The sequence below is a fragment of the Bacteroides sp. ET336 genome, assembly GCF_024733815.1.
GTDB lineage: Bacteria > Bacteroidota > Bacteroidia > Bacteroidales > Bacteroidaceae > Phocaeicola > Phocaeicola cellulolyticus.
The window spans coordinates 509,782-536,672 of record NZ_JANRHK010000001.1; the positions used below are offsets into that span (position 1 = coordinate 509,782).

General features: G+C 43.6%; 21 protein-coding genes and 1 pseudogene. 12 read left to right on the plus strand and 10 right to left on the minus strand.

From position 1 onward, the window contains the following. Window positions 1-403: 403 nt before the first annotated feature. The 7 genes from NW213_RS02480 to NW213_RS02510 all read left to right on the plus strand — a co-directional run bounded on the left by NW213_RS02480 (window position 404) and on the right by NW213_RS02510 (window position 11,374). Entirely contained in the window at window positions 404-562 is a 159-nt protein-coding gene (locus NW213_RS02480; protein ID WP_258321735.1) for a hypothetical protein, read from the plus strand. Between the two features lie 20 nt (window positions 563-582). Further along, window positions 583-1,581: a fimbrillin family protein gene (locus tag NW213_RS02485; RefSeq protein WP_258321736.1), complete on the plus strand. Its 999-nt coding sequence runs from the start codon at window positions 583-585 to the stop codon at window positions 1,579-1,581. Window positions 1,582-1,627: 46 nt separating this feature from the next. Further along, window positions 1,628-4,384, plus strand: a complete 2,757-nt coding sequence (locus NW213_RS02490; protein WP_258321737.1) for a GLUG motif-containing protein — start codon at window positions 1,628-1,630, stop codon at window positions 4,382-4,384. 161 nt (window positions 4,385-4,545) lie between these two features. After that, window positions 4,546-6,111, plus strand: a complete 1,566-nt coding sequence (locus NW213_RS02495) for an ATP-binding protein (RefSeq protein ID WP_258321738.1) — start codon at window positions 4,546-4,548, stop codon at window positions 6,109-6,111. Between the two features lie 349 nt (window positions 6,112-6,460). Further along, window positions 6,461-8,716, plus strand: coding sequence for an aconitate hydratase (locus NW213_RS02500; protein ID WP_258321739.1), 2,256 nt, complete (start codon window positions 6,461-6,463; stop codon window positions 8,714-8,716). Between the two features lie 36 nt (window positions 8,717-8,752). After that, window positions 8,753-10,012 carry an NADP-dependent isocitrate dehydrogenase gene (icd, locus tag NW213_RS02505; RefSeq protein ID WP_204390846.1) on the plus strand — a complete coding sequence of 420 codons (1,260 nt, stop codon included), beginning with the start codon at window positions 8,753-8,755 and terminating at the stop codon, window positions 10,010-10,012. Between the two features lie 21 nt (window positions 10,013-10,033). Beyond that, window positions 10,034-11,374: a citrate/2-methylcitrate synthase gene (locus tag NW213_RS02510; protein WP_258321740.1), complete on the plus strand. Its 1,341-nt coding sequence runs from the start codon at window positions 10,034-10,036 to the stop codon at window positions 11,372-11,374. Between the two features lie 70 nt (window positions 11,375-11,444). Here NW213_RS02510 and NW213_RS02515 read toward each other — a convergent pair whose 3' ends face one another. Both NW213_RS02515 and NW213_RS02520 read right to left on the minus strand, forming a co-directional pair. Further along, window positions 11,445-12,155: a response regulator transcription factor gene (locus NW213_RS02515; RefSeq protein ID WP_258321741.1), complete on the minus strand. Its 711-nt coding sequence runs from the start codon at window positions 12,153-12,155 to the stop codon at window positions 11,445-11,447. 3 nt (window positions 12,156-12,158) lie between these two features. Then, window positions 12,159-13,496, minus strand: a complete 1,338-nt coding sequence (locus NW213_RS02520; RefSeq protein WP_258321742.1) for a sensor histidine kinase KdpD — start codon at window positions 13,494-13,496, stop codon at window positions 12,159-12,161. A 149-nt stretch (window positions 13,497-13,645) separates the two neighbouring features. Between NW213_RS02520 and NW213_RS02525 the strand changes: the two genes are divergently transcribed. Next, window positions 13,646-15,931, plus strand: coding sequence for a TonB-dependent receptor family protein (locus tag NW213_RS02525; protein WP_258321743.1), 2,286 nt, complete (start codon window positions 13,646-13,648; stop codon window positions 15,929-15,931). Window positions 15,932-15,989: 58 nt separating this feature from the next. Here the strand turns inward: NW213_RS02525 and NW213_RS02530 are convergent, their stop codons facing one another. The 4 genes from NW213_RS02530 to NW213_RS02545 all read right to left on the minus strand — a co-directional run bounded on the left by NW213_RS02530 (window position 15,990) and on the right by NW213_RS02545 (window position 20,291). Further along, window positions 15,990-16,547, minus strand: a complete 558-nt coding sequence (locus NW213_RS02530) for a flavodoxin (RefSeq protein ID WP_154044416.1) — start codon at window positions 16,545-16,547, stop codon at window positions 15,990-15,992. Window position 16,548: 1 nt separating this feature from the next. Further along, window positions 16,549-17,379, minus strand: coding sequence for a carboxymuconolactone decarboxylase family protein (locus NW213_RS02535; RefSeq protein ID WP_375338096.1), 831 nt, complete (start codon window positions 17,377-17,379; stop codon window positions 16,549-16,551). A 19-nt stretch (window positions 17,380-17,398) separates the two neighbouring features. Further along, a complete protein-coding gene (locus NW213_RS02540) occupies window positions 17,399-19,306 on the minus strand; it encodes a TonB-dependent receptor (protein WP_258321744.1) in 1,908 nt (635 codons plus the stop codon). A gap of 145 nt (window positions 19,307-19,451) precedes the next feature. Continuing rightward, on the minus strand, window positions 19,452-20,291 hold the full coding sequence (locus tag NW213_RS02545) for an aldo/keto reductase (RefSeq protein ID WP_258321745.1): 840 nt from the start codon (window positions 20,289-20,291) through the stop codon (window positions 19,452-19,454). A gap of 135 nt (window positions 20,292-20,426) precedes the next feature. Here NW213_RS02545 and NW213_RS02550 point away from each other — a divergent pair, with 135 nt between their 5' ends. Then, on the plus strand, window positions 20,427-21,233 hold the full coding sequence (locus NW213_RS02550) for a helix-turn-helix domain-containing protein (RefSeq protein ID WP_258321746.1): 807 nt from the start codon (window positions 20,427-20,429) through the stop codon (window positions 21,231-21,233). A gap of 16 nt (window positions 21,234-21,249) precedes the next feature. On the opposite strand, the gene NW213_RS02555 is transcribed toward NW213_RS02550, so the two are convergent. Further along, entirely contained in the window at window positions 21,250-22,155 is a 906-nt protein-coding gene (locus NW213_RS02555; RefSeq protein ID WP_258321747.1) for an AraC family transcriptional regulator, read from the minus strand. 163 nt (window positions 22,156-22,318) lie between these two features. Between NW213_RS02555 and NW213_RS02560 the strand changes: the two genes are divergently transcribed. The 3 genes and pseudogenes from NW213_RS02560 to NW213_RS02570 all read left to right on the plus strand — a co-directional run. Beyond that, window positions 22,319-22,537 carry a hypothetical protein gene (locus tag NW213_RS02560; protein ID WP_258321748.1) on the plus strand — a complete coding sequence of 73 codons (219 nt, stop codon included), beginning with the start codon at window positions 22,319-22,321 and terminating at the stop codon, window positions 22,535-22,537. Between the two features lie 187 nt (window positions 22,538-22,724). Continuing rightward, on the plus strand, window positions 22,725-23,681 hold the full coding sequence (locus NW213_RS02565; protein ID WP_375338098.1) for an aldo/keto reductase: 957 nt from the start codon (window positions 22,725-22,727) through the stop codon (window positions 23,679-23,681). Window positions 23,682-23,877: 196 nt separating this feature from the next. After that, a pseudogene (locus tag NW213_RS02570) lies at window positions 23,878-24,231 on the plus strand (putative quinol monooxygenase); the annotation flags it as partial. Here NW213_RS02570 and NW213_RS02575 read toward each other — a convergent pair. The 3 genes from NW213_RS02575 to NW213_RS02585 all read right to left on the minus strand — a co-directional run bounded on the left by NW213_RS02575 (window position 24,228) and on the right by NW213_RS02585 (window position 26,792). Next, the gene (locus NW213_RS02575; protein ID WP_258321750.1) at window positions 24,228-24,980 is read right to left on the minus strand and encodes an SDR family oxidoreductase; all 753 of its coding nucleotides are present in this window, start codon (window positions 24,978-24,980) and stop codon (window positions 24,228-24,230) included. The pseudogene NW213_RS02570 and the gene NW213_RS02575 sit on opposite strands and share 4 nt — an antisense overlap. A 15-nt stretch (window positions 24,981-24,995) precedes the next feature. After that, complete coding sequence (locus NW213_RS02580) at window positions 24,996-25,793, minus strand: hypothetical protein (protein ID WP_258321751.1); 798 nt, start codon at window positions 25,791-25,793, stop codon at window positions 24,996-24,998. A 294-nt stretch (window positions 25,794-26,087) separates the two neighbouring features. After that, entirely contained in the window at window positions 26,088-26,792 is a 705-nt protein-coding gene (locus NW213_RS02585; protein WP_154044427.1) for a hypothetical protein, read from the minus strand. Between the last annotated feature and the right edge of the window lie 99 nt (window positions 26,793-26,891).

The window sequence follows — 26,891 nt, forward strand, 5'->3', positions numbered from 1 at the left end:
TTGTCCCTCCGATTTTCACAGATTGTCCCTTCTGTATCATAAAAAGGCTCTATTTTTGTACGGATTTTCTGATAATAAAAAGACATGTTATTTCCGTACATACTAAATATAACTTCGTCATTCATAGTAAGCGTACTGCTTTCTGTGGTGTTTCTCGTGTGCGTAATCATGTCTGCCTTGTTCTTTTTGATTGTGAAAAATCTGAAAAAGTGTGTCGGATATTTGGAGAAGTGTGATTTTTGTATAAACACACACAATTCTTACCTTATTATAAAAATAAAGTCAATACACATACTTTGTGTGTTGTCTTTTTCCGTGCGGTTGCGGCAAAGGGTTTACCATCCTTTGCCGCAACCGCTTTTTTGTTTTTCCCCGACTGTTAATCATTTAAATATATTTTGTTATGCAGAAAGAAAATGACGGATTCCAGAATGGTATGGCTTATGAAGCCCCCAAGTGTGAGATTATTGAAGTACAGAACGAAGGCTTGCTGTGCCAGAGCAGCTACGGTGCCGGACATGACGGCTTTGGAGAACAGGACTGGGGAGGCTCCTGGGATTAACTAAAAGAACGAATGAAGCAATGAAGACAATGAGACATCTTTTCCGGGTGCTGCCGCTGTGGGCGCTGCTGCTCGGGGTCGCTTCGTGCGACAAGGAAGACATCGTGACAGGTGGAAACGGCGCGGAGGCATCCGGCGAACGGGTGCCGATGACCTTCACCGCCCTGGCACCGCAGACGGGACAAGCGCAGACACGTACCGAACTGCAACCGGGGGAGGTTGGTGAAAACGGACAGACGACGTATGCCGTCTATTGGAACGCCGGAGACCAGATAGGCATCTACGACGGCCAGTCGTTCCAGCCTTTCACCATCGACCTGCAAGAAGGGGAAACGGCGGCTACCGCCAACTTCAGCGGAGAAGCCTTGCCGGGGACTGGGAGCTATCTGGCTTTCTATCCTTACAGTGAGGGGCTGACCTGTACGGACGGCGCCGTTGGTTTCACCCTTCCCGTCACTCAGACGGCACAGGCCGGGAGCTTTGCCTCCGGCGTGAATCCCGCATGGGCGCAGACCACCGAAGCGGGCGGGCAACTGACTTTCCACAACGCGGCCGCGCTGGTGAAGTTCGCCCTGACGGCGGAGGACGCCGCGCAGGTGTCGAACGCCGTGCTGACCGATATGCAGGGCAAGCCGCTGGCCGGTGGCTTCAGCCTGTCTGTTGCCGATGGTGGAGCTACCCTGACGGGCAATAGCGGAAACACTTTTGCTTCCGTCAAGCTGGAGGGTCCCTTCGGAATGAAGGCAGCGGACGACCCGACCGCCGATTATCTCTTTGTGGTGGCATGTGGAGAAAAGCAGTTGGAGAGCGGCTTTACCCTGGCCTTCAACCTGACGAACGGCGGGCAGAAGACCCTGACGGCTTCCGGCGGCCTCGGCGCGGGGCAATCGCTGGCGGCAGGCGTGATAACCAATTTAGGCGAAATACCGCTGGACGGTGTGCCGGTGACCGGTGTTCCCATCAGCTACGGCGGCGAATCTTCCACCATCACCACTACAGGAGAAATCTGGGCAGACTGACCTGCTTGAAACGTAACGCATTGAACCAACAAAAACGAAATGACAAATGAAAACAAGAAACAAAATATACGATAAGAGCCGGCTGCGCCTCCTTTGTCTGCTGACAGCGTTGCTCGGCCTATTCGGCGCCGGACAGGCATGGGCTCAGACGCAACCCTCTGGCGCGGGCACCCAAGCAAGCCCCTATCAAATCGGCACCGCGGACGAGCTGCGCTGGTTCGCCAATCAGGTCAATAGCGGCAACACCGCCGCCTGGGCCGTGCTGACCACGAGCATCAATCTGGGCGGAGAGGCCTGGACCCCCATCGGCACCAGTATCAGCAACAGGTACACCGGCACCTTTGACGGTGCGGGCCACACCATTGACGGCATGACCATCCAATCGACCGGCTACTATATGGGCTTTGTGGGTTACTTGTACACGAACGGTGTCATCCAGAACCTGACCTTAGGCGAGAATTGCTCCGTCTCCTGTGATGGCAATTATGTGGGCGGCATCTGCGGTTACAACTACGGTGGCACCATCACCGGCTGCACCAACCACGGCACGGTCAACAACACGGGCACCGGCGACAAATATACGGGCGGCATCTGCGCCTACAACAGAAGTGGCAGCACCGTCACCGGTTGCACCAACACCGGCACGGTCTCCGGTAGCAGCAAAAACGTGGGCGGAGTCTGCGGTTGCACCAGCGGCAGCGGCACCGTCACCAACAGCACCCATACAGGCACGGTCTCCGGCACGGGCACATACGTGGGCGGCATCTGCGCCTACAACAACAGAAGCACCGTCGACAACTGCTACTGGCTGGAAGGCACCTGCGATAAGGGCATCGGCGGCAGCGCCAGCGGCGGCACCACCAATGCGGAAGAGAAGACCGCCACAGAGTTCGCCTCCGGCGAGGTGGCTTTCCTGCTCAACGGCTCCAGTTCGGACAGCCCCGTCTGGTACCAGAACCTGGGCGAAGGCGGCGACCCGTATCCCGTGCCGGACAGCAGCCACGGCATCGTCTATGCCGAACAGTACTGCGACGGTACGGCCACCGGCAACTATGGCAACAGCCCAATCATTCATGCCAATTATGCGAACGGCTTCTGCACCGGCTGCGGCAAGTACCAGCCCGCCGAACTGAATGGGGCCGTATATGAAATCTCCAACGCCGGGCAGCTGTTCTGGTTTGCGGGGCTGGTGAACGGCACGCTGGAGGGCACGACACAGAACGTCGCCGCCAACGCGGTGCTGCTGAACAACATCACCATTCCCGCCGACATGACCTGGACACCGATAGGCAACGCATCGACCATCTACACCGGCACTTTTGACGGCGCGGGCTATACCATCAGCGGCATGAAGATTGACGACGCCACCGGCTACTCCGGCCTGTTCGGCAACGTCACCGGCACCGTCCGGGACTTCACCGTGACCGGCAGCATCACCATTACCGGCAGCGAGGCCGTCTCCAAAGTAGGCGGCGCAGTCGGTTCCCTGGGCATTAAAACGGCGGGCGGCACCGTCAGCGGCGTGACCAGCGATGTGGATATCACCGTCAGTGCCGGCAACGACCACATCGGCGGTGTGGTAGGCTCCATGCCTGAGAACAGTAGCCCTACGGTGGAAAGCTGCGTCTATACGGGCAACATCACCGTTACGGTGGAGGCAGGCAGCGTGGCCGGCGTGGTGGGCTATATCCGCACCGGCACTATCCAGAATTGCGCCAACCAGGGCGGCATCAGCATCAATACGGGTGGCAACGGCAGTGTGGGCGGCATCTTAGGTTATTGCAACAACGGCAAGATATACATTCGCAACTGTTATAACAGCGGCAGCATCGCGGCTGAAGGCACTGCCAACGTGGGCGCCATCGTAGGCCAGAACAATAAAACTCAGGCCACCGTCAGCAACTGCTATTACCTGACCGGCAGCGCCGACAAGGGACAGGGTCAGCTCGACACCGATGCCGTGGGCACCGTGGTCAAAGACGACAATGCGTTCACCTCCGGCGAGGTAGCCTGCCTGCTGCAAGGCGACCAGACAGTACAGGTTTGGGGCCAGACCCTCGGCACGGACAACTATCCCGTGTTGACCACCGACGAGGCGAAGCGCGTCTATGCCGCCAAGCTATATCAAGGTTCTGCCGACAAGGTATCCGAACTTTATGCCAACACGCCGAACTTCAGCAGTCCCGAGGAGGCGAACGCCCTCCTCGTGATAGAAGACGCGGCAACAGCTCCGGCAGGCACGAACGTCGTGGTGAAGAGCGGCGATGCCTATACCTGCGCCAACTTGGAACTGACCGACGGCGCCGACTTCTACACGCCGGTAGCCTTCACCGCCGCGCAGGCCACCTACAGCCGACTGTTGGCGGAAGGCACGCAGTGGGGCACCGTGGCCCTGCCGTTCGACGCCACCAGTGTGACCGGTGCCGAACTGTTCCGGGTGGCCCGTCAGGACGGTGATGCGCTGTATGTGGACGAAACGAGCAGGATGGCAGACGGTGAGCCGCTGGTGTTCCGTGCGAATGCGGAGGTGGCGAAGGTGGACTTCACGGGTGCAAATGTGACTGTCCGTGCCACCACGGACGCGGCAACGGGCAGCACCGTGCTGAAAGGCACGTCGCAGACTGTCAACCCACTGGCCGCAGGCGCCTATTTCATCTACGGCGACAAGTTCTATCAGGTCGCATCGGGCAGTCAGATAGGCGTGAAGCCTTTCCGCGCCTACATTCCGGCTGCTTCCGGAGCCTCCACCCGCTCGGCGGGCGCGGCGTCGCAACTGCGGATTATCTTTAATGCTGGCAAGTAACATATTTTTCATTGGAACGTATTTCCATATATAAAAACAAAAGGGCAAAAATTTCTTTTTGCCCTTTTGTTTTTATAGCTGTTTTCGTATCTTTGTTCCAAACGTGCATCGGCTTCGTCCTTAAATTTTAATTATTAATTCTTAATTATTAATTGAATAACATGAAATACCCAATAGGAATCCAGAGTTTTGAACGTATAATCGAAGACGGTTATGTCTATATCGACAAGACCGACATGATATACAGTCTTACCCACGGGGGTAGTATTTATTTCCTCAGCCGTCCGCGGCGTTTCGGTAAAAGCCTTCTTGTCTCCACGCTGAAGAACTATTACTTGGGGCATAAGGAACTGTTCAAGGGACTGAAGATAGACAGCCTGGAGAAGGACTGGAATGTGCATCCTGTGTTTCATGTGGATTTCAACGGTTCCAACTTCTTGGATGAAGGCGTTCTGGAGAAACGCCTGTACGCTTATGTGAGGGATTGGGAAAGGCAGTATGGTCTTGTTTCGGATGCTGACAGCCTTGATTTGGGAGGACGTTTTATGGAAGTCCTTCGTGTCGCTCATGAGCAGACAGGCCGTCGTGCCGTAGTCCTGATAGACGAGTACGACAAGCCTATCTTGGATGTTCTGGATACAGATTCCGGTCTTGAAGACCGACACCGTAACGTCCTGAAAGGATTCTATTCCGTGTTCAAGGTGGCGGACAGTCATCTACAGTTCGTGCTTCTTACGGGGGTTACCAAATTTTCTCAGGTTAGCGTGTTCAGCGGTTTCAACCAGCCTGACGACATCAGCATGGACGGGCGTTACGAGACCCTTTGCGGCATTACGCAGGATGAGCTCCGGACTTATTTCTCCGAGCCTGTCAGGGATATGGCGGCCGTTTACCATTGCACGGAGGAAGAGATGATGCAAAGGCTTAAAAATCAATACGACGGCTATCATTTCAGCGACAGCCTGACCGATGTCTATAATCCTTTCAGCCTGCTCAATGCTTTCAACAAGAAAAGTATCCGTGACTATTGGTTCAGTTCGGGCACCCCGACGTACCTTATCCGTCTGCTTGCCCATTTCAAGGAGAACATGAACGAACTGACAGGCAAGTATTATCGTACGGAAGAGTTCATCGATTACAAGGCTGATGTGGAACAGCCTTTGCCCATGATTTACCAGAGCGGTTACCTTACCATCAAGGATTACGACATGGAGTTCAATACTTTCCTGCTTGATTTTCCGAACAATGAGGTCAAGAACGGTTTCCTTACCGCAGTGGCTTCCTCGTATCTTAAGCCATCGGAGGAGACTGGCGGATGGATACGCGATGTTGTCCGTACGTTGCGTGCAGGCGATACCGACAGACTGTGCGGTCTTTTTACTTCATTTCTTTCGAGCATCCCCTATACTATGCGCCGCAAGGACAACGAGAGGGAGCGCGAACGCTATTTCCAATATACGTTTTATCTTATTCTCCGGCTGATAAGCGTCTATACCGTTTATGTTGAGAAGCAGCAGAGCCACGGCCGTGTGGACTGCGTGCTTGAAACGCCTCAATACGTGTATATCTTCGAGTTCAAGCTTGACGGTACGGCAGACGAGGCACTGTGTCAGATAGAAGAGAAAGGTTATGCCCGTGAGTATGCTTCTGATGCACGCACCCTTTATAAGATAGGTGCGAGTTTCTCTTCCGAAACTGGAACGATAGGAGAGTGGAAAACAGTCTGATGCGATAAAAACGCATTAGTGCCCGGTAACATCATACAGACACCGCAGCCCGCTACCGCAAGGTAAACGAGCTGCATTGCGTAAGAGAAGATATTATAAATAGCCTGCATTGTAATACGTCTATAATTTTGCATATTTATGTAACTTTTTGTACTTTAACCATAGGGAATCATATCTTTTATCAATTAAATATGGTATATAGCTTGCATATATCAATTAAAATGCCGAATATTGCGTAAATTTTATCAGAGACCGGATATTTATGGATTTTTGATAGTTAAATTTAAAGGATAAAGAATAGGCAATTAATAATAAAAAGTATTTATACAATAAATAGGGTTTAGTTACTATGATGTATGATTTGGAAATGATGAAACAGTTTTATGTTTCATATAACGGTAAAGTACAGGATACACGAAAAAAATTAGGTAGGGCATTGACTTTGGCAGAAAAGATTTTGTATAGTCATCTCTACGATGCTAATTCCATCAAGTGTTTTGAGAGAGGTGTGGACTATGTGAATTTTCGTCCTGACAGAGTTGCAATGCAGGATGCCACCGCGCAAATGGCATTGCTTCAGTTTATGAATGCCGGTAAGAATGTTTCTGCTGTACCAGCAACTGTACATTGCGATCATCTTATACAGGCATATAAAGGCGCTTCTGTTGATTTGCCTGTAGCACAGACAACCAACAAGGAAGTATATGATTTTCTGAAGAGTGTAGCATCGAAATATGGAATCGGTTTTTGGAAGCCGGGAGCAGGAATCATACATCAGGTCGTTTTGGAAAATTATGCTTTCCCGGGAGGAATGATGGTAGGTACGGATTCACATACACCGAATGCCGGTGGTCTTGGAATGATTGCCATTGGTGTCGGAGGTGCCGATGCCGTTGACGTGATGACCGGTATGGAATGGGAATTGAAGATGCCGAGAATAATAGGTGTACATCTTAAAGGAAAACTGAACGGATGGGCAGCACCAAAGGATGTTATTCTAAAGCTGGCCGGCATACTGACTGTCAAGGGTGGTACAAACGCCATAATAGAGTACTTCGGGGAAGGTACTTCTTCAATTTCGGCTACTGGAAAGGCTACTATCTGTAATATGGGAGCCGAGGTAGGAGCGACTACATCTGTTTTTCCTTTCGATTATGAAATAGTTGAATATCTCAAAGCTACAGGACGTGAGGAAGTAGCCGATATGGCTCTAAAAGTAGCTGACGACCTGAAAGCAGATAATGAGGTTCTGTCATCGCCTGAAAAGTATTATGATAAGGTAATTGAAATAGATTTGTCTGCATTGGAACCGTATCTTAATGGGCCGTTTACACCGGATGCGGCGTGTCCGTTATCTGAGTTCAAGGACAAGGTCATTGCAAACGGTTATCCTCAACGTATGGAAGTAGGACTTATCGGTTCATGTACCAACTCTTCATATCAGGATTTGGGAAGGGCTGCTTCGTTAGTTAGACAGTTGAAGGACAAAGGTCTGAAGATGGCATCACCATTGTTGGTCAATCCTGGTTCGGAACTAGTGTACTGTACATCAAAGCGTGACGGTATGATTGCTGATTTTGAGGAAGCAGGTGCCGTGATAATGACAAATGCCTGCGGTCCTTGCATCGGTCAGTGGAAACGTGAGACAGATGATCCTACAAGACCGAATTCCATTGTGACTTCGTTCAACAGAAACTTTGCGAAGCGTGCCGACGGCAATCCTAATACACACGCTTTCGTTGCATCGCCGGAGATTGCTACAGCATTTGCTATAGCAGGAGACCTGTGCTTTAATCCTATGACAGATACTCTGATAAACGATAAAGGCGAGCAGGTGAAACTGGATGCCCCTACTGGTGACAAGCTCCCTGTGAAAGGATTTACAGTTGATGATAATGGTTATGTAGCTCCTTCGGCTGACGGATGTAATATTGAAGTTATCATTGATTCGAAATCAGAACGCCTGCAGAAACTTCAGCCGTTTGCTCCATGGGATGGTAAGGATTTATTGGATATGCCTCTGCTTATCAAGACCAAAGGCAAGTGTACCACAGACCATATCTCAATGGCAGGTCCATGGCTTCGATTCCGCGGACATCTGGAAAATATCTCCAAGAATATGCTGATGGGAGCTGTGAATGCATTCAATGGTGAGACGAATAAGGTTTGGAACTCAGCTGATGGCAGTTATGGCGAAGTGTCGGCTGTAGCCGGCGGATATAAGGCTAAAGGCATTTCATCAATTGTAGTGGCAGAAGAAAACTATGGTGAAGGTTCAAGCCGTGAACATGCTGCCATGGAACCTCGATTCCTTAACGTAAAGGTTATCCTTGCAAAGAGTTTCGCACGTATCCACGAAACAAATCTGAAGAAACAAGGTATGCTTGCGCTGACTTTTGCCGATAAGGATGACTATGACAAAGTGCAGGAACATGACAGGATTTCAATCGTTGGGCTTGAATCATTCGCGCCTGGACGTAATCTGAAAGTGGTATTAACTCATGAAGACGGTACTCAGGATTCTTTCGAGGCTGTACATACATATAATGAAATGCAGATTGAATGGTTCAAGGCCGGTTCTGCGCTTAATACATTTAGAAAATAACAATCAATATACAACTAATATAGGAGAAACTGGACGATGAGTAAAGTACGTATGGAAGAAGGTAAACTTGTTGTACCTTCAAATGTTACTATACCTTTTATTGAGGGAGATGGTGTAGGAGCTGAGATAACTCCGGCTTGCCAGAAAATTGTAAACGAAGCAGTGAAATTAGCTTATAAAGATGAACGCTCTATAGAATGGATGGAAGTCCTGGCCGGTGAAAAGGCTTATAAACAGGTGGGAGAGTGGCTTCCGCAATCTACAATGGATGTATTCAGAGAATATCTTATAGGAATCAAAGGTCCGCTTACAACACCTGTAGGAGGTGGAATACGTTCACTCAACGTGGCATTGCGCCAGACATTGGACTTGTATGTTTGTCTGCGTCCTGTAAGATGGTTTAAGGGTGTAGTATCTCCTTTGAAAGAGCCTCAGAAAGTTGATATGTGTATTTTCAGAGAGAATACAGAAGATATATATGCTGGAATAGAATGGGAACAGGGTACTCCTGAAGCAAAGAAATTCTATGATTTCCTTTACAATGAGATGAAAGTTACCAAGGTGAGATTCCCTGAAACTTCGTCTTTCGGAGTGAAGCCTGTCTCAGTAGAAGGTACGAAACGTCTTGTTCGCTCTGCAATACAATATGCCTTGGATCATAAGCTTCCGTCGGTAACACTTGTTCATAAGGGAAACATCATGAAGTTTACTGAGGGCGGTTTCAAGAAATGGGGATATGAAGTGGCTGAAACAGAGTTTGCAGAACAGACATTCACCATGAACTATTATCAGCAGTTGAAGAAAGATTTGGGAGAAGAATCTGCAAAGGCTGCCATGGCTGAGGCTATCAACAAGGGAAAAGTAATAATAAAAGACTGTATTGCCGATGCCTTCCTTCAGAATACATTGCTGAAACCGGAAGACTATTCTGTTATCGCAACTCTGAATCTTAACGGTGACTATGTATCAGATCAGCTGGCAGCTATGGTAGGCGGTATAGGTATCGCTCCGGGAGCAAATATAAACTACAATAGCGGTCATGCTATCTTCGAAGCAACTCACGGAACAGCTCCGGATATTGCAGGTAAGAATATGGTCAATCCATGTTCTCTACTTCTGTCGTCCGTAATGATGCTTGAGTATTTGGGATGGCAGGAAGCAGCCGACCTTATAACATCTGCCCTTGAACAGGTTTTTGAAAATTCTGAGGCAACTATTGATTTGGCTAGATTTATGCCGGACGGTAAAGTATTGAGTACAGAAGAGTTTACTGAAAGAATAATACAAAGTCTTTAATTCAACTATAACGAACTGAACATGAAAAAAGAATATATAGTTTACAAACTTTCCGAATGTGCGAAGCAGGCATGTAGAATTGACAATAGCTTATTTACAAGTTATAATGTAAAACGTGGTCTTCGTAATGAGGATGGAACAGGTGTGCTTGTAGGACTTACAAAAATAGGAAATGTAGTAGGATATGAGAAAACGGAAGAAGGTCTTAAACCTATTCCCGGTAAGCTTTTCTATAGAGGATATGATTTGGATGATATTGTTCATGCTCTTTTGAAAGAGAAACGTTTCGGTTTCGAAGAGGTTGCATATCTGCTTTTGTCGGGCGAGCTTCCTGACAAGGAGCAGCTGGCTTCTTTCAAGGAACTGATAAACGACAATATGCCGCTTGACAAGAAGACTACGATGAATATCATCGACCTGGAAGGTCATAATATAATGAATATCCTGGCCCGTAGCGTTTTGGAAATGTACACATTCGACCCTAATCCGGATGACATCTCGCGCGACAATCTTATGCGTCAGTCTATCGAACTTATCTCAAAGTTCCCAACAGTCATAGCATACGCATATAGCATCTACCGTCACAGTACACACGGACGCTCATTGCATATCCGCTATCCGGATGAGAAACTCTCGTTGGCAGAGAATTTTCTTTACATGATTAAGAAAGATTACACTCCTCTTGAGGCACGTATGCTTGACCTTCTGCTTGTCCTCCAGGCTGAGCACGGTGGTGGTAACAACTCTACATTCACTGTCAGGGTTACAAGTTCAACACGTACAGATACATATTCAAGTATCGCAGCGGGAATCGGTTCACTTAAGGGCCCGTTGCATGGTGGCGCAAACATTCAGGTAGTAAAAATGTTCCATCACCTGAAAGAAGCCATTTCAGACTGGACTAATGTAGATGAGATAGATACTTACCTAACCCGTATGCTGAATAAAGAGGCTTACGACAAGAGTGGTCTTATCTATGGTATAGGCCATGCCGTATATACCATTTCCGATCCCCGTGCAGTTCTTCTGAAAGAGTTGGCTAGTGAACTTGTGGCTGAAAAGGGCTGTGAAAAAGAATTTGCCTTCCTGGAGTTGATAGAAAAGCGTGCCATTGCTTGTTTCAAGAAAGTTAAGGGAGACAAGAAGAAAGTATGCTCTAATGTTGACTTCTATTCAGGATTTATATATGAGATGATGGGATTGCCTCATGAGATTTATACTCCTCTGTTTGCTATGGCGAGAATCGTCGGTTGGACGGCTCACCGCATCGAGGAATTGCATTTCGATGGTCGTCGTATCATCCGTCCTGCATACAAGAACGTACTTAATGAGGTACCTTACAAACCTATATCAGAAAGATAATAGTTAATAATGGAATAATTGATTGGTGAAAACAGCCGGCTGGTTCGTTCTGAACTGGTCGGCTGTTTGGTTATTGTTGAACTTTAAGGCATATCCCCACACCCTTCAGTACATTCAGTGATACATCTGTGTCTTTAGAAAGATATTTTCTGAGTTTCGTTATGAAAACATCAAGGCTTCTGGATGAATAGAAATCAGAATTACCCCAGATTTCATTAAGGATGTTTTCCCTGCTTACAACTTTCCCTTTTTCGCGGCAAAGCATTTCAATTATTTTGCTTTCCTTGGCTGTCAGGTTGTGTTGTTCATTTTCGAATATTAGCAGGTTCTGTGTCGGGTCGAAACTGTATTTGCCTATTGTAAATATAGTATCTTCATCATTGCCAGCAGGACTTTCTGCCTGAGTGTTATGCCTCATTCTTAATACTGCCTGAATGTGTGCGTCAAGTTCCTCTGGAAGGAAAGGCTTCTTTATATAGAAATCGGCTCCGGCCTGATATCCGTTTATCACGTCGCGGGCCGTAGTAAGACCTGTAATAAAGATTATTGCCAACGACGGATGATTCTTTCTGATATGCTGTACCATAGTCACTCCGTCCATTACAGGCATTTCCACGTCCGAAACTATTACATCGAAGTTTTCATTTATAAGCATATCCAATCCGTCTTTGCCGTTGGCGACGGATACTACCTCATAACCTCCAATCATCTGTTCCAGACTGCTTTTTAGTATGAAACTCAGATTTTTGTCATCTTCCACCAGTAATACTCTTGTCATCATTCATCAGTTTTTTATAGGTAAGGTCAATATGAATTCACTGTATTCTCCTTCTATGCTGTTTAGCGAAACGCTTCCGTTCATAGCTGTTATGACTTTATATACGTAGTTCAGTCCAAGTCCGAAACCTGATACTTTATTGTCTTTTCTATATTCCAGTCCGCCACGTTGGAACTTCTCAAATATTCGTTTCTGCTCTTTCAGTGGAATACCCCATCCGTTATCCCGGACTTTTATCAGGATTGAACTTCCATGTTCTTCGGCTGTCAGTCTCACAGTCACTTTTTCGTCAGAGTATTTCAGGGAATTGTCTATCAGATTGCTTATAGCTTCTTTCAGATATTCCTTGTCTGCCATCAGGCTTGATGTGATACTGACATCTTTTATGAAAGAAACATTCTTGTCCGATTTAAGACTGAATTTCTGTATCAGTTCATCAAACATCGAGTTCAAATCTATTTCCTCGTTATTGAGTTTGAGCCTTGACTGCTCAAGCTTGGCTATTGTAAGTATCTTTTCTGCAAGATTCAGAAGATGCATACTCTCTTCTTTCAGTATGGAGAAATATTGCTTTTTCAGTGTCGGATTACTGTCCATCATACCACTTTCAAGCACATGTCCGGCCATTGTGATAGTATTTATTGGCGTTTTCATATCGTGAATCATGGCATATGTGAAGTCCTGTCTCAGCATGGCTATCTTGTTCTGTTTTATGATGATTTTTATCTGATAGATTATGCATCCGGCTACAAAACAGATAAGCAAAGCTGTAGCAATGAGCAGTACGCTCATCTCGCGGATTGCTATCCAGTACGGATTTACGATAACAGCCTGCACGCATTCTGTCTTGTCCTTGTTAAGTGCTACGACTGAAGTCTTTATAGTCCTCATTGCATTTATTCCGGAAATCTTCTTTTCATCGTCAATAGGAATGCCTGTAGAATCTACCTTCATGCAGTATAGCTCGGCATTATATCCTTCTTCTTTCATGTCAGCCTTGAAGATGGAGTCCAATAGTTGGATGGATATGTGCGACTGGTATAATGAATCGGCATAATTGTTCAGAAAGGATATCAGATGTTCTTTCAGAGTCTTGTCGCTGATGTTTTCGTCATAGTCCATGTTGGTTGACAGGTTTAAGGTCTTATCTTCACCGTATGATTCGGTTATGATACTGAGCCTTTCCAACACTTCGTTCAATACGGATTTGGGAAATATACGGTTTCCGGATTGAGTCAATTGCAGCTCTATCAGCTGATATGTTTTTACCAGCCATACACTCTGGATAATCACAATTACAAGCAATCCAAGAAATGTTATTATTTTGATATACTTTCCGCTCATATTTTGATATTTTGTCGCACAAAGATATAACAATAAATTAACATTACTGATATGATAACAATAATATAACAAAAGCATAACAACCTTATAACGTATTGTGACGAGCGTTTGGGCTTACTTTGCATCACGAAAACAAATAACTATGCTTTATGAAAACTTTAGTGATTATTATCTCTTGCATGATTATATGCATAAACAATGTCATGTCGCAGAACGTGAACGGAAAAGTAGTAAATAGAAACCAGCAACCGGTTGAGGCTGTAACTGTAGTGATGCAGTCTGAAGACTCGGTGTTTGTGGATGCAGTGATAACAGATGCTCAGGGAAGGTTTGTGTTCGATACTGGTCTTAAGTCGTTTCGACTGATATTCCAGCATATTCTTTACGAAACAATTTCCAGAGATTTCAACGAACCGAATGTCGGTGTGATAACAATGAAGGAACAGAATTATAGTCTTGATGAAGTAGTGATAAAAGGAGAACGTCCTTTGGTTAAGGCAGAAAACGGATTGCTGTCATATGATGTATCTGTAATAGCAGAAAAATCATCGGTAAGCAATGCCTATGAGGCTGTAATACGCTTGCCGGGAGTGATGGAACAGGATGGCGGACTGCAGCTCGTTGGAGCAGGCAGCCCAACCATAATATTGAACGGACGCCCATCGTCCATGACTGCCGAACAGTTGGCCAATCTTCTGAAGAATACTCCTGTTTCGAATGTAGAGAAAGCGGAAGTAATGTACAGTGCTCCTGCAAAATATCGTGTAAGGGGAGCTGTTATAAATATCGTATTGAAAAAGAACAAGTCTGAAGAGCCTTTGTTGCGTGGTGAAGTAGGGGGTAACTTCACTCAGGGTATATATTCACGAGGTGGAGGTAATATGAGTATGTCCTTTTCCGGTGAGAAACTGTCGGCAGATATACTTTATTCAGCGGATTATTCAAAAATCAAATCTTCAAATGATTTTATTTCTCACCATACATTAGGTGATAAAGTGTATGATATATCACAGTATAATACCGGTAATCGACAGAGGCTAACTCATAATATGCGCGCTTCCATTGATTATAGAATAACTGATGATGATAATCTGAGTGTGGCATATACATCGGCTATAAGTCCAAATAGTAAATCTACAGAAAACTCTAATGGTACTCTTTCCGAATCTTCAAATATAAGGACGGGAGATGAACAGATGCATAACTTCAGCGCTGATTATACTTCAGGATGGGGTACGAATGTAGGGGTGGATTATACTTACTATGCCTATCCTAGTGTGCAGAACTTTACTGATAAATCATCTAGGAAAGAGCAGAAATTTATTCTCAATAGCAGTCAGTATGTAAATCGTTGGAATATATATGCAGGTCAGACTCACGCATTACCAAAGGGATGGAGCGTAAATTATGGTATCAACTTCTCATTTGCCAATGAAAAAAGCTTACAGAAATATACACCTGCAGACGGAACTGATATGTCGGATATGAATTCATCATCAAATCTTGAAGAAAAGACTTATAATTTTTATGGAGGTTTTGAAAAGTCATTTAATGAAAAACTTTCCTTATCCATGTCGCTTGCCGGAGAATACTATAGACTTGCCGATTATACAGACTGGTCTGTATATCCCACAATGCAGTTAAGTTATGTTCCTTCTGCTGCACACATCTTTCAATTGTCTTTCTCTTCCGACAAGACATATCCTGATTACTGGGATATACAGAATTCTGTAAGCTATCTGAACGGATATTCAAAAGTGTTGGGAAATCCGCAACTGCGTCCTTCTACTGATTATATTGCAGACCTAACTTATGTGCTTAAAAGCAAATATATGTTCAGCGTATATTATACCCATATAAAGGGCCTTTTCGGACAGTTGGCATATCAGAGTCCTGACGAACTGGTCATGATATATCAGTCTGTAAACTATGACTATCAGAGGAATTTTGGAATATCTGCCATAATACCATTTACAATAGGAAGTTTCTGGAATTCGCGTATCACACTTGATGGTTCCTACTTCAGGCATGTGTGTCGTGATTATCATGGTATAGGCTTCGACAACTCCGTATGGCGAGGAGTCGCTATGATTAACAATACATTTACTTTGTCCTCCAAGCCATCCATCAGTCTGGAGTTGAATGCTATGTATGTTAGTCCGTCAATTCAAGGCAATTACGATCTGTCTTCAATATGGAAAGTGGATGCCGGCTTGAAATGGATATTTGCAAACAGGAATGCCGAATTTCGTCTGACAGGTAATGACTTGTTTAATACAGCTACTCCGAATGCAACCGTGAATGACAGAGGACAACGTTTTGAAATAATACAGCATGCAGACAGCCGTTACGTTTCGCTGTCGTTTACATACAGGTTTGGCGGATTTAAATCTAAGGAACGCAAGAAGGTTGACACTTCAAGATTTGGATATTAATAAAAAAGGACTGGCTTCCCTAAAAGAAAGTCAGTCCTAAATTTATATCATGGATATATCATTTTGTGATAATCTGTTTAGCCCATTCTTCAGCCTGTTTGCTTCCTCTGTTGAACAAGCGGCCTTCTTTCCAATCCACTTCTGGATACAGCTTCTTCAGTTGTTTCACACTGTTGTTGATGGAGCTTCCGCCTGATGTAGCGAATGGAATAACTGTCTTGCCGGAAAGATTATACTTCTCTATGAATGTATTTACCGGACGCGGACATAAATCCCACCAGATAGGGTAGCCTATAAATACAGTGTCGTAGTTATTCATATTAACAGTTTCACCACCAAGTTCAGGTCGTGAATTGTCGTCATTCATTTCTATTGAACTTCTGCTGTTTTTGTCTCTCCAGTCAAGGTCGGCAGAAGAATATGCTTTCTTTGGAGTAATTTTGTACAGTGTTCCACCGGTAGCTTTTGAAATTGATTTGGCAACGCTTTCGGTGTTTCCCGTACATGAAAAATAAGCCACAAGGATTTTAGTTTCCGCATTATCCTTCTTTTGCTGTGCGTTTGACTGGCTGTTCAAGCAAAAAAGACTCATAATTATCAGTATTAAAGTTCTCATGTTATTTCAGTTTTGAATAATCTTTGTCATTTACCGGTTCCAGCCATTCGTTACTGCATTCTTCACCCGGAATTTCCATAGCAAGATGTGAGAACCAGCTGTCAGGAGCGGCTCCATGCCAATGCTTGACTCCGGTCGGAATATATATAACGTCGCCCGGATTCATTTCTATTGGTTCTTTACCCCATTCCTGATAGTAGCCACGACCGCCTACGCAGATAAGAGTCTGTCCTCCACCTTTATTGGCTTTATGGATGTGCCAGTTATTACGGCATCCAGGCTCAAATGTTACATTGGCAACGGGAACTCCTTCTGCAACTATAGGAGCCAGATAGCTTTGACCTACGAAATATTTAGCGTATGCATCGTTAGGTTTGCCTACAGGGAAGATAATTGTCTGAGCGTATGCGTCGAGTGATGTGCTTGCTATACTGTCCGCATTCTCAGTCCATACTTCTTTTGCCATACGGAATGCAGCCCATGCTTTAGGCCAGCCTGCATAGAATGCTGCATGAGTAAGTATTTCCGCTATTTCAGTTTTAGTCACTCCGTTCTTTTTTGCGAACTCAAGGTGATGTCTGAATGATGAGTCAGTCAGACCTTGCGACATAAGTGCAACAACGGTAACGATTGAGCGGTCGCGCATGGAAAGCAAGTCATTGCGGCTCCATACTTCACCAAAAAGGATATTGTCGTTCAAATGTGCGAATTCCGGAGCAAATTCTCCTAATACATCATGTCCTGCAGTTTGCTGGACTTTTACCTGTGATTTAGCCATATTCGGAAAAATTAAAATTGATAAACTAATCAGTAATAAAAATTTTGTTTTCATAATTAAATGAATATTTGGTTTAGAAATTGATATTCACACCACCCATAACTGTTGCTTTAGGCATAGGGTAGCCGGCATTGATTTCATATTTTTGTGCCAGCAGGTTTTCTCCACGCACCCATATGTCCAGCCATTTTGTAGTGCGGAACGAAGCTCTTAAATTCCACAATACGAAATCTTCTGTCTTCACTGGATCGGTCTGTGTATATAGTCCGGCTATGTACTGTATGCCTGTTGATACATTCCAGCGACCATGTGAAAAGTTTACTCCTCCATAAAGCTTATGTTCCGGTGCGGCAATCACAGGCTCTTTCATGTGCAGATAACTGTAGTTTCCGTCAACAGACCATTGTCTGTTTATGCGGTAGGCTGCCTGTAGTTCGATACCTGTATTGTCTATCTCGCCTGAGTTCTGGTTCAGCATTCCGCTACCGTTTGGATTAGGAAGTGTCATAATCAGGTTCTTGCCGTCTATGTAAAAGATATTTACACCATAATTAAATCGTCCGTTCATAAGTCGCTGTGAGAATGCAAGTTCGTAAGTCCACATTGATTCGGGTTTCAAGTCAGGATTTTGTGGTGGAAACATATACATCTCTCTTAGGATAGGATAGCGGAATCCTTTTGACGCGGATGCTTTCAGTTCCATAGCATGAGGCAGATGGAAAGCCAATCCGGCCTGTGGAACCCATTCTGTTCCTATGCGTGAGTGATGATCGGCACGGATTCCTGCATTCAGTGTGATAAAGGAGTTTATATCCTGACGAACATCAATGTATCCTGCAAATTCATTTTCCTGCTTGTCAACCAGATCAGATGTGGTACCGACCTTTTCACCGCTTACATACTCATTCCATGCATGGCCTCCGTAGTTGAACCAGTCGAATCCGGCAGTGATGCGGTTGCCTTTGAAGAACTGCATACTTTGATAAAGAGATACACCCATCATTTTATCGAATGACAGGAAACGATTGTCCTGTGGCCCTTCTCCTTTTGATGGAGTATAACCGTCATTGATCCAGTGATCCCCCCAGTTGTAAAAGAAACTTACTGCTCCTGAAGTCTTGTCGTATTTGTTTTCTATTGCAAATGAAGTCATCCCGCGTGTAATTCTCTGATCTCCATCTAATAGGGGAGAACTCACAGGTCCGGGATATGAAGCATTGAAATGAGTTACGTTGACATCTCCTCTAAGATTCCAGTTGTCAGTGATTTCATAGCCTAATTTCGCATATCCTCCATATTGCTCGAAATTCATATCAGCACGATGTCCGTCAGTACGGTTGTAAGAGCCAGAAATTACACTGGAAAAACGTCCTTTGCGGATGCGGTTAGTAAGTTCTGTTTCCAGTGTGTTGTATGAGCCATAACCTGCATGCAGATTTGTGTTTACTCCGTCTTCCTGCATTTTGCGTGTAACGATATTCACTACGCCACCCATAGCATTAGAACCGTACAGAACAGAAGCCGGCCCTCTTAGTACCTCTACACGTTCAGCAAGGAATGACTGATAGGCATCGGCTATCGGATGACCGAAGATACCTGCGTACTGGGGATGGCCATCAATCATCACCATCAGTCGTCCTGAACCACCGCTCAGTCCACGCAACGAAATACCTCCCGCAGCACCGTTTGACACTCCATATCCCATAATGCCACGTGACGTTACGAAAAGTCCCGGAACCTGTTCGGTAAGTACAGGCAGTAGTGAAGGCTGCATGGCGCTTTCTATACGGTCACGACCTACCACAGATACCGTCTGCGACAGATGGCGTACATCCGTTTCGCTACGGCTTCCTGTCACTACCACTTCATTGATGTTATAAACTCGTGTGGAGTCTATTATACCTTGTGCAGACAGACTGAGTGGGGTAAATAATGCAATGTAAAATATATATCTTTTTATATTTGGGATTATTGTTCTCATAAAATATTCTGTTCAGTTTCTATAAATTATGTCTCTATAATTTTTTAATTTGTTTTGATGCTACAAAGTTATCACACATATAGTATAAATACGTATATCTATTACTGCATTATTTACCCAAATTACAGATATTTGTATTTTCCTTTTATCTCCATCCCATGAACATGCGTACGGTATCGGCATCATGATGGTCGAAGAAAAGACTTTTTCCTGTGTCCAGTCCAGCTATATTTCCCATGTCTTCCTGTGACAGTGAAAAATCGAAAATGTCAATATTTTCTTTCATACGTTCGATATGAGTAGATTTCGGTATGATGATAACTTCACGTTGTATTAGCCATCTTAATGCTACCTGTGCAATGCTTTTTCCATACTTTGCTCCAATATTGGCTAATATCGTATTATTAAAGAAATTGTTGCGTCCTTCAGCAAGCGGTCCCCATGACATGATTCTAGTACCGAATTCCTCCATGATTTTCTGTGCTTCAATCTGTTGGTCGAAGACATGCGTCTCCACTTGATTCACAGCCGGTATTATTTCCATGTTACTGGCTATATCTATAAAGTGATCAGGATAGAAATTACTTACACCGATAGCTCTGAGTTTACCTTCTTTGTATGCTTCTTCAAGTGCCCGATATGCTCCGTAGCGGTCACAAAACGGCTGATGCAGTAGCATCAAATCAATATAATCTGTTTGTAGTTTCTTCAAACTCTCGTCTATTGATTTGCGTGCATTCTCGTAGCCGTAATTTGATATCCAAACCTTGCTTACAATAAAGATTTCATTTCGTTTTATTCCGCTGTTCTTAACTGCTTTTCCTACACCTTCTTCGTTATGGTATGCTTGTGCCGTATCAATCATACGGTAACCACATTCAAAAGCGTTGCTCACACAACGTTCACATTCTGAAGGAGAAACCTGATATACTCCGTAACCAATCTGTGGCATTTCGACGCCATTGTTTAATCTTACTGTTTTCATATTTTCAGTTTTAATTTATTTTGATAATTTTGTTCTTTGTGCAAAGATAGATACATGGTAATATAGGACTAAAACAAAAAATGCGGATATAATTACCATTTTTACAGTTCTTGTTAGTAATTGGAGGATATTTATATGGAAGAAAATAAAGAAATATTCATAGCCCATAGACTTGGTGAAATAAAAACAGATTCGGACGAGGAGTATCTTGCCCATATGCTTTGTTTGGGAGGAACATGTAAGTACTGTTTCAACAGGCAGGATTTTGAATTGCATGCAGGCGATCTGTCCATAATACGCAAGCGTAAAATGATAGAAAAGATAGAAGCATCAGATGATTTCCGATGCAGGATTATTTATGTAAAACCGGAATTTGTGACTCTATGCACTCCGCAGAGCAATTATGGAACCAAAGGGCAGTTAGCTTTGTTTCTGAATCCTGTGATGCACTTGAATAGTGAGCAACAGGATATATGCCTTCGTGATTTTGAACTGCTTGAACAAAGGATAAATGACACAAGTCATCGTTTTTATCGTGAGACGGTTATTAATGCGATGCGGATGGCAATTCTTGATTTTTTTGATTTCCATGCACGTATTTATGGTGAGAATGATATTACCACACAAAATGCATCCATTATGAATAGATTCCTGAAGATGCTGGAGGACGGAGCATACCGCGAGCACAGAGAGGTGACATATTATGCGGATTGCCTTTGTGTCACATCAAAATACCTGTCCGAAGTTTCAAAGAAGGTTAGCGGATACGGAGCCAATTATTGGATCAATAATTATACCATACTTGATATAACTCGTCTGCTTCGCGATAAATCTCTTTCGCTAGTACAGATATCAGATATGTTCGGGTTTTCATCTATGGCCTATTTCAGCCGTTATGTACAACAATATTCAGGTATAAAGCCTTCTGATTACAGAGAGTGATGGGCATGATTAAGTGCTAAATGTCATTCCTTTTCTGTTTTACATACTCTGTCGGGGAACATCCACAACATTTCTTGAATAATCTGCTTAGGTGTTGCGGATAGTCAAATCCCAGATTATATGCTACTTGTGATGCAGTTGCTCCGCTTATAAGTTCATTTTTGGCACGTTGAATAATGTATTGCCTGATATGGTTACTTGCGGTATCGCCTGTAGTCTTTTTTATAAGGTCTCCAAAATAGTTTGACGACATGCATAATTCATTTGCACAATATTGTACAGTGGGTAATCCGAGTGTAAATTGTATTCCTTTCTCATAATAATCCTGTAACAGGGAATTGAATCGCATCAGTATATCTGAATTTTCCAGCTTTCTGGTCAGGAACTGGCGATTGTAGAAACGTTGGCAGAAATTAAGCATCAATTCAATGTAGCCTACTATAATTGCATTCTGCTGTTCATCGTGTCTTTTTGATAGCTCATCTCTCATCAGGTGCATTAATGACACCAAAATATCATGTTCTTCTTCTGACATGTGTAGAGCCTCGTTTATTCGGTAATCGAAGAATGTATAATTCTTTATAGTCTTTTCCAGTGCTGTTCCTTGTAGTATATCAGGATGAAAAAGTAGTGCCCATCCGGTCAGCGTAACTCGTTCACCGTTGTCTTCCTTTCCTCCAATCTGCCCCGGAGCAACACAAATTACAGTACCTTTCTTGTAGTCATATTTGCCACACCCGTATGTCAAGTCTATTTCTGCTTCATCGTGAAAGAATATTCCGTAAACACTGTAGTTGGCCAGACAATGACGTATGGGGGAAACTTCCTTGTAGTCAATTACACAAACCTGTTGGTGTTGGCATTCATAACCTAGCCAGTTACAATAATCGTTTACATTCTTTACTTTCAGAATTTTGCTCATTGTGCTATGCTTTTATCCATGTCACGGCAAAAATAAAACTTTTCACTTAATCTTAAAACTCAATAGTGGCATTATCAGTAAAAATGATACAAATGTCCCACTTATTGTTACTTCATTGTTATCTGGGGTAAGTAACTTTGTGATATCAAAAAAACAGTGAAAAATGGATAGGCAAATTATCATTTCTCCCCAATTATGTGAAGACGAGGTTGTTTGTTTTATTGCAGACCGTTATCACATTAATCCACAAACACTTTTGCAGCTTTTTCTGATGCAGAATGGAATTATAAAATATACAGATAATGTGGAATGTGAACTACAACTAGAAGATAACGAAATAGAAATATTACGTGGTTTGACAGGTTTTGATAATAGTAATTAATAATGGTTTATAGAATATGGACAGAAGAAATTTTTTGAAACTATCATCTGTGGCAGTATTATCTACCGCAGGTTCTTTGACTGGCATATCTAAGGTGATAGCCGATGGTACTTCTGAGTCTGAGAATGTAGATAAAGATATAAATGAAGTATCTTCCGGAAGTATAGAACGTAGAAAACTCGGAGGAATGGAAGTATCTGCAATAGGTCTAGGATGTCTGCCAATGGTTGGTTATTATGGGGGTAAGTATGAAAAGAAAGATATGATATCTCTTATCCGCCATGCTTATGATATGGGAGTAACGTTCTTTGATACGGCAGAGGTTTATGGGCCATATACCAGTGAGACATGGGTGGGCGAGGCTTTAGCTCCTTTTCGTGACAAAGTGAAAATTGGGACGAAATTTGGTTTCGGAGTTGAAGAAGGTAAACCGACAGCTTTAAACAGTAGGCCGGAGCATATTCGCAGAGCTGTGGAGGGCTCGTTAAAGCGTTTGCGTACTGATTATATTGATTTGTTGTACCAACATCGTGTTGATCCTGAAGTTCCTATGGAAGAAGTTGCAGGAGTGGTTAAAGATTTAATGCAAGAAGGGAAAGTTTTAAATTGGGGCTTGTCTGAAGCCAGTGCCAGATCTATCAGAAAGGCTCATGCTGTTTGTCCGTTATCAGCAGTTCAGAGTGAATATGCTATCTGGTGGCGTGAGCCTGAAACTAAGATATTTCCTACACTTGAAGAGTTGGGTATTGGTTTTGTGCCATACTGTCCGTTGGGACGGGCGTTTCTAACTGGTGTGATAAACGAAAACAGCACTTTTCATAAAGGAGACCGTAGATGGAATTTACCGCAGTTCACTCCCGAAGCTTTAAAACATAATATGCCACTAGTGGAGCTAATTCGTAAGTGGGCTATGCGAAAGAATATGACTCCGGCACAATTTGCCCTTGTGTGGATGTTGTCGCGTAAATCTTGGATAGTTCCTATTCCCGGTACAACAAACCCTCAACACCTGGATGATTTACTTGGAGCTGGAACAGTGCGTCTGGCAGCATGGGAAGTTGAGGAGTTTGATCGTGAATATGCAAAGATAGACCTTATGGGACATCGTGCAGATCCGTTTACTGAAAGTCAGATAGATAAATAATGACGATGCAAGGCTTCGGCATTTTTTAGTTATCGTATAATAATCGGTATTTTTTAAATGATTTAAAAGTTAAAAAATGAAGATATTATTTTGTCGTTTGTTGTTTCCTTTATTTATGCTTCTGAGTGTAAAATCCGAAGCACAGGAGAAGAGTATAAATATATGTGATTCTTATTATATGGAAAAACAAATTATATGTCACAAATTGCCGATGGAGGCAGACGGCATAGTCCGTCTATCGAAAATAGAGGTATATCCGGAATTCCTTGATGAATATATTAAATATGCTGTAGAAGTAGGGGAGATTTCCTTGCTTACTGAACCAGGGGTGTTGACTATGTATGCTGTGGGTGAAAAAGATAATCCTTGTAAGGTTACCATTCTTGAAACCTATGCAAGTAAAGCCGCTTATGAACAGCATATAGCTTCAGAACACTTTCAAAAGTACAAGCAAGGAACACTCCACATGGTAAAAAGTCTTTTACTTTCCGACCAAATACCTCTTAATCCGAATAGTCATATCGATAATGTTATCCGGCGGCTGTATTAAAGTTCCATTTTCCAACCGTTATCATTATGATATACCATCAGTCTGCCCATTCCTCCGTCTATCGTGAGGTTTGTTCCGTTGATGAAACTGTTCTTTTCGTCACACAGGAACATAACGGCTCTGGCAATATCTTCAGGCTCGCCTATGCGCTGTGACGGATGTTGCATGATGTCGGCTTCCGAGTAATTAGGAACTTCTGTATCCTTGTGGAAACGTGCGGTCTCAATCCATCCTGGAGCAATGGAGTTCACTCTTGCCATACCGCTGAGGCTTACAGCGAGAGCATGAGTAAGTGCTGCTATACCGCCCTTGGCCGCCGTATAGCTTTCTGTATCGGCTTGCGACTGGAATGCCCTGCTTGAAGATATATTGACGATGGACGCACCTTTGGAGAAATGTTCCTTGAATAATACAGTCAGCCAGTAAGGGGCAGCCACACCGACTTTCTGCACATACATGAAATCTTCGTATGAGCATCCGCTTAATATACCTCCGTTCATCAGACATGCATTGTTTATAAGGAAGTCAATTCTCTCTTCTTTTGACAATACCCATGCGGCAAAACTTTCCAGTACTTCTTTCTCTGAAATATCCCCTTTGTAGCAGAATATATTTTCGTCAGTATCGTGGTCAATGTCTCTGTCTATAACATATACTCTGGCACCTTCTTTACTGAAACTCTCAGCAATACATCTGCCTATACCGGCATTACCTCCGGTTACTATACATACTTTGTTGTCGAACTGCATAACTAATATTGAAATTTATCTTCCCGGCATTATAGTAGGGTTGCCGCTCTGATTTTTAAATTTTGCGCTTCTTATTATCTCATAAAGAATACCTCCTACGTCCAGTCCTATTTTGGTCTTATTAAATTTGTAATAAGGTATTGCAATAGGGCGTGTGTCCCATCTTCCTCTCATAGGGTCATATATCCTTTCTGCACCGACTTCCATTCCCCATCTATCGTTGAACTCATAGCCTATGGTTCCTCCGAAACTGCTCATTTGAAATCCGTATGCACTGGCCGGAGCATATGAACCGAAAGCCCTGAAACTCAGTCTCTCATTCGGCCTGTAAATTACAGCTCCTGATGTTCCGAAAGCCTGACCTGTACTGAACGGGAAATTAAACTTGGTAGCATTCAGTCCTGCCTGTATTTCCCAATAATCATTTATATTGTATTGGTACATCAGTGACGCTTCGTTTATTCTTCCAATCCCGGGCAACGTTGATTGCGAGCCGTAACCATACAGATTGGAAGCCATCATTCCGCCGGTACTGTAATCACCGTAGAACATAGGAGAGGGGTTCGTATAGTAAGGCATGTAGAACGGGCGGCGCAACTTTATTTCCTGTATTTCCATCTGTTGTATTTCCGTTTCGGCTTTTACTTCAGGCTTTTTCATACCATTATTTACAGGTGACATTTCCGGTATGCCAATACTTTCATCAGTTATGGCTCTCAGGCTGTCCTTTCTCAACTTTGAGTTGTCTTCCTGTGCATATATGCCTACCGAGAGAAGACAAAATGCTGATAGTATGATAATCCTGAATTTCATATACAGATGTTTTTACAAATGGATATAAAGTCTGATATTTTTATCAAAGTTAGGGAAACTTGTAATAATTACAAAACATCTTCTGCATCTTTATTATTTGTTTTTCGTTTTTTACAAATCTGCCAATAGTAAATACCGTTTAAATGGCATTTAAATGTTGTTTAATGGTATTCCTGTAGTATTTGAAAATGTTTTGCAAAGAGATAAGTTGGCTAAAAACAAAAGTAGCACCCTAGTTGAGAGTGCTACCTTCATATATATTAGAATATTATTAGTCTATGATTCTTTTGAGTCTTATTTTACAATCTTGGTCAGCAATGTCTTTCCGTATGACTTACCTTTTGTGTCGTAAGCCTCAGATTTTACGAGTCCTACACCTTTTGCATACCATTCAGTGATTCTCAAGGTCGTAGTCTTCAATACAATCTTGGTACGTTTCAGATACGATATTTTAATACAGTCGAATTTACCTGCTGTAGTGCTTACTGTTTCATTACCCATGTATGCAGCTCCGGAAATATTGATTTCGTTTTTCAGCATATTGAGAATAAGCTTATATGAACGGTTCGGCATAGATTCACCGGCTTTGGCATTATCAGACAATGTGAAAGAGTTGTCTCCATCAAACTTTTTGTCTTCCTGCAGAGCTGCTTTAGCTGTAGGACCGTACTTGGCAGGATCGGAGTCCGAAGCAATATAAAGTTCGTACATCAGATCTTCAGTACAAACGGTATTGTTACCGTCGTAGCTCCATTGTGTCAGTGAATAGGAAGTGTTGTTTTTAGTCTTGGTTGTCACTGTCTTGCTGTAATAATCAGCAAGAGTCTTACCGTCTTCATTTGTAACGTTCTTTACGGTGGTAGTTACATTAGAAATACTCTGGCCAGCTTCGTCATAGTTTACGTAATGCAGTTCCGTACCGTTCTTTGTGCAGAAATACTGTGCATTAGCCATTCCGCAGATGAGTAATGCACTGACGAATAATGCTGTTTTTTTCATAATAGAATTGTCTTTTATTTGTTTAAATAAATCAAGTTATATTCCAAATTGGCTGCGAACTTACAAAAAATATGATAAATCTTTTACTGACATGAAAGA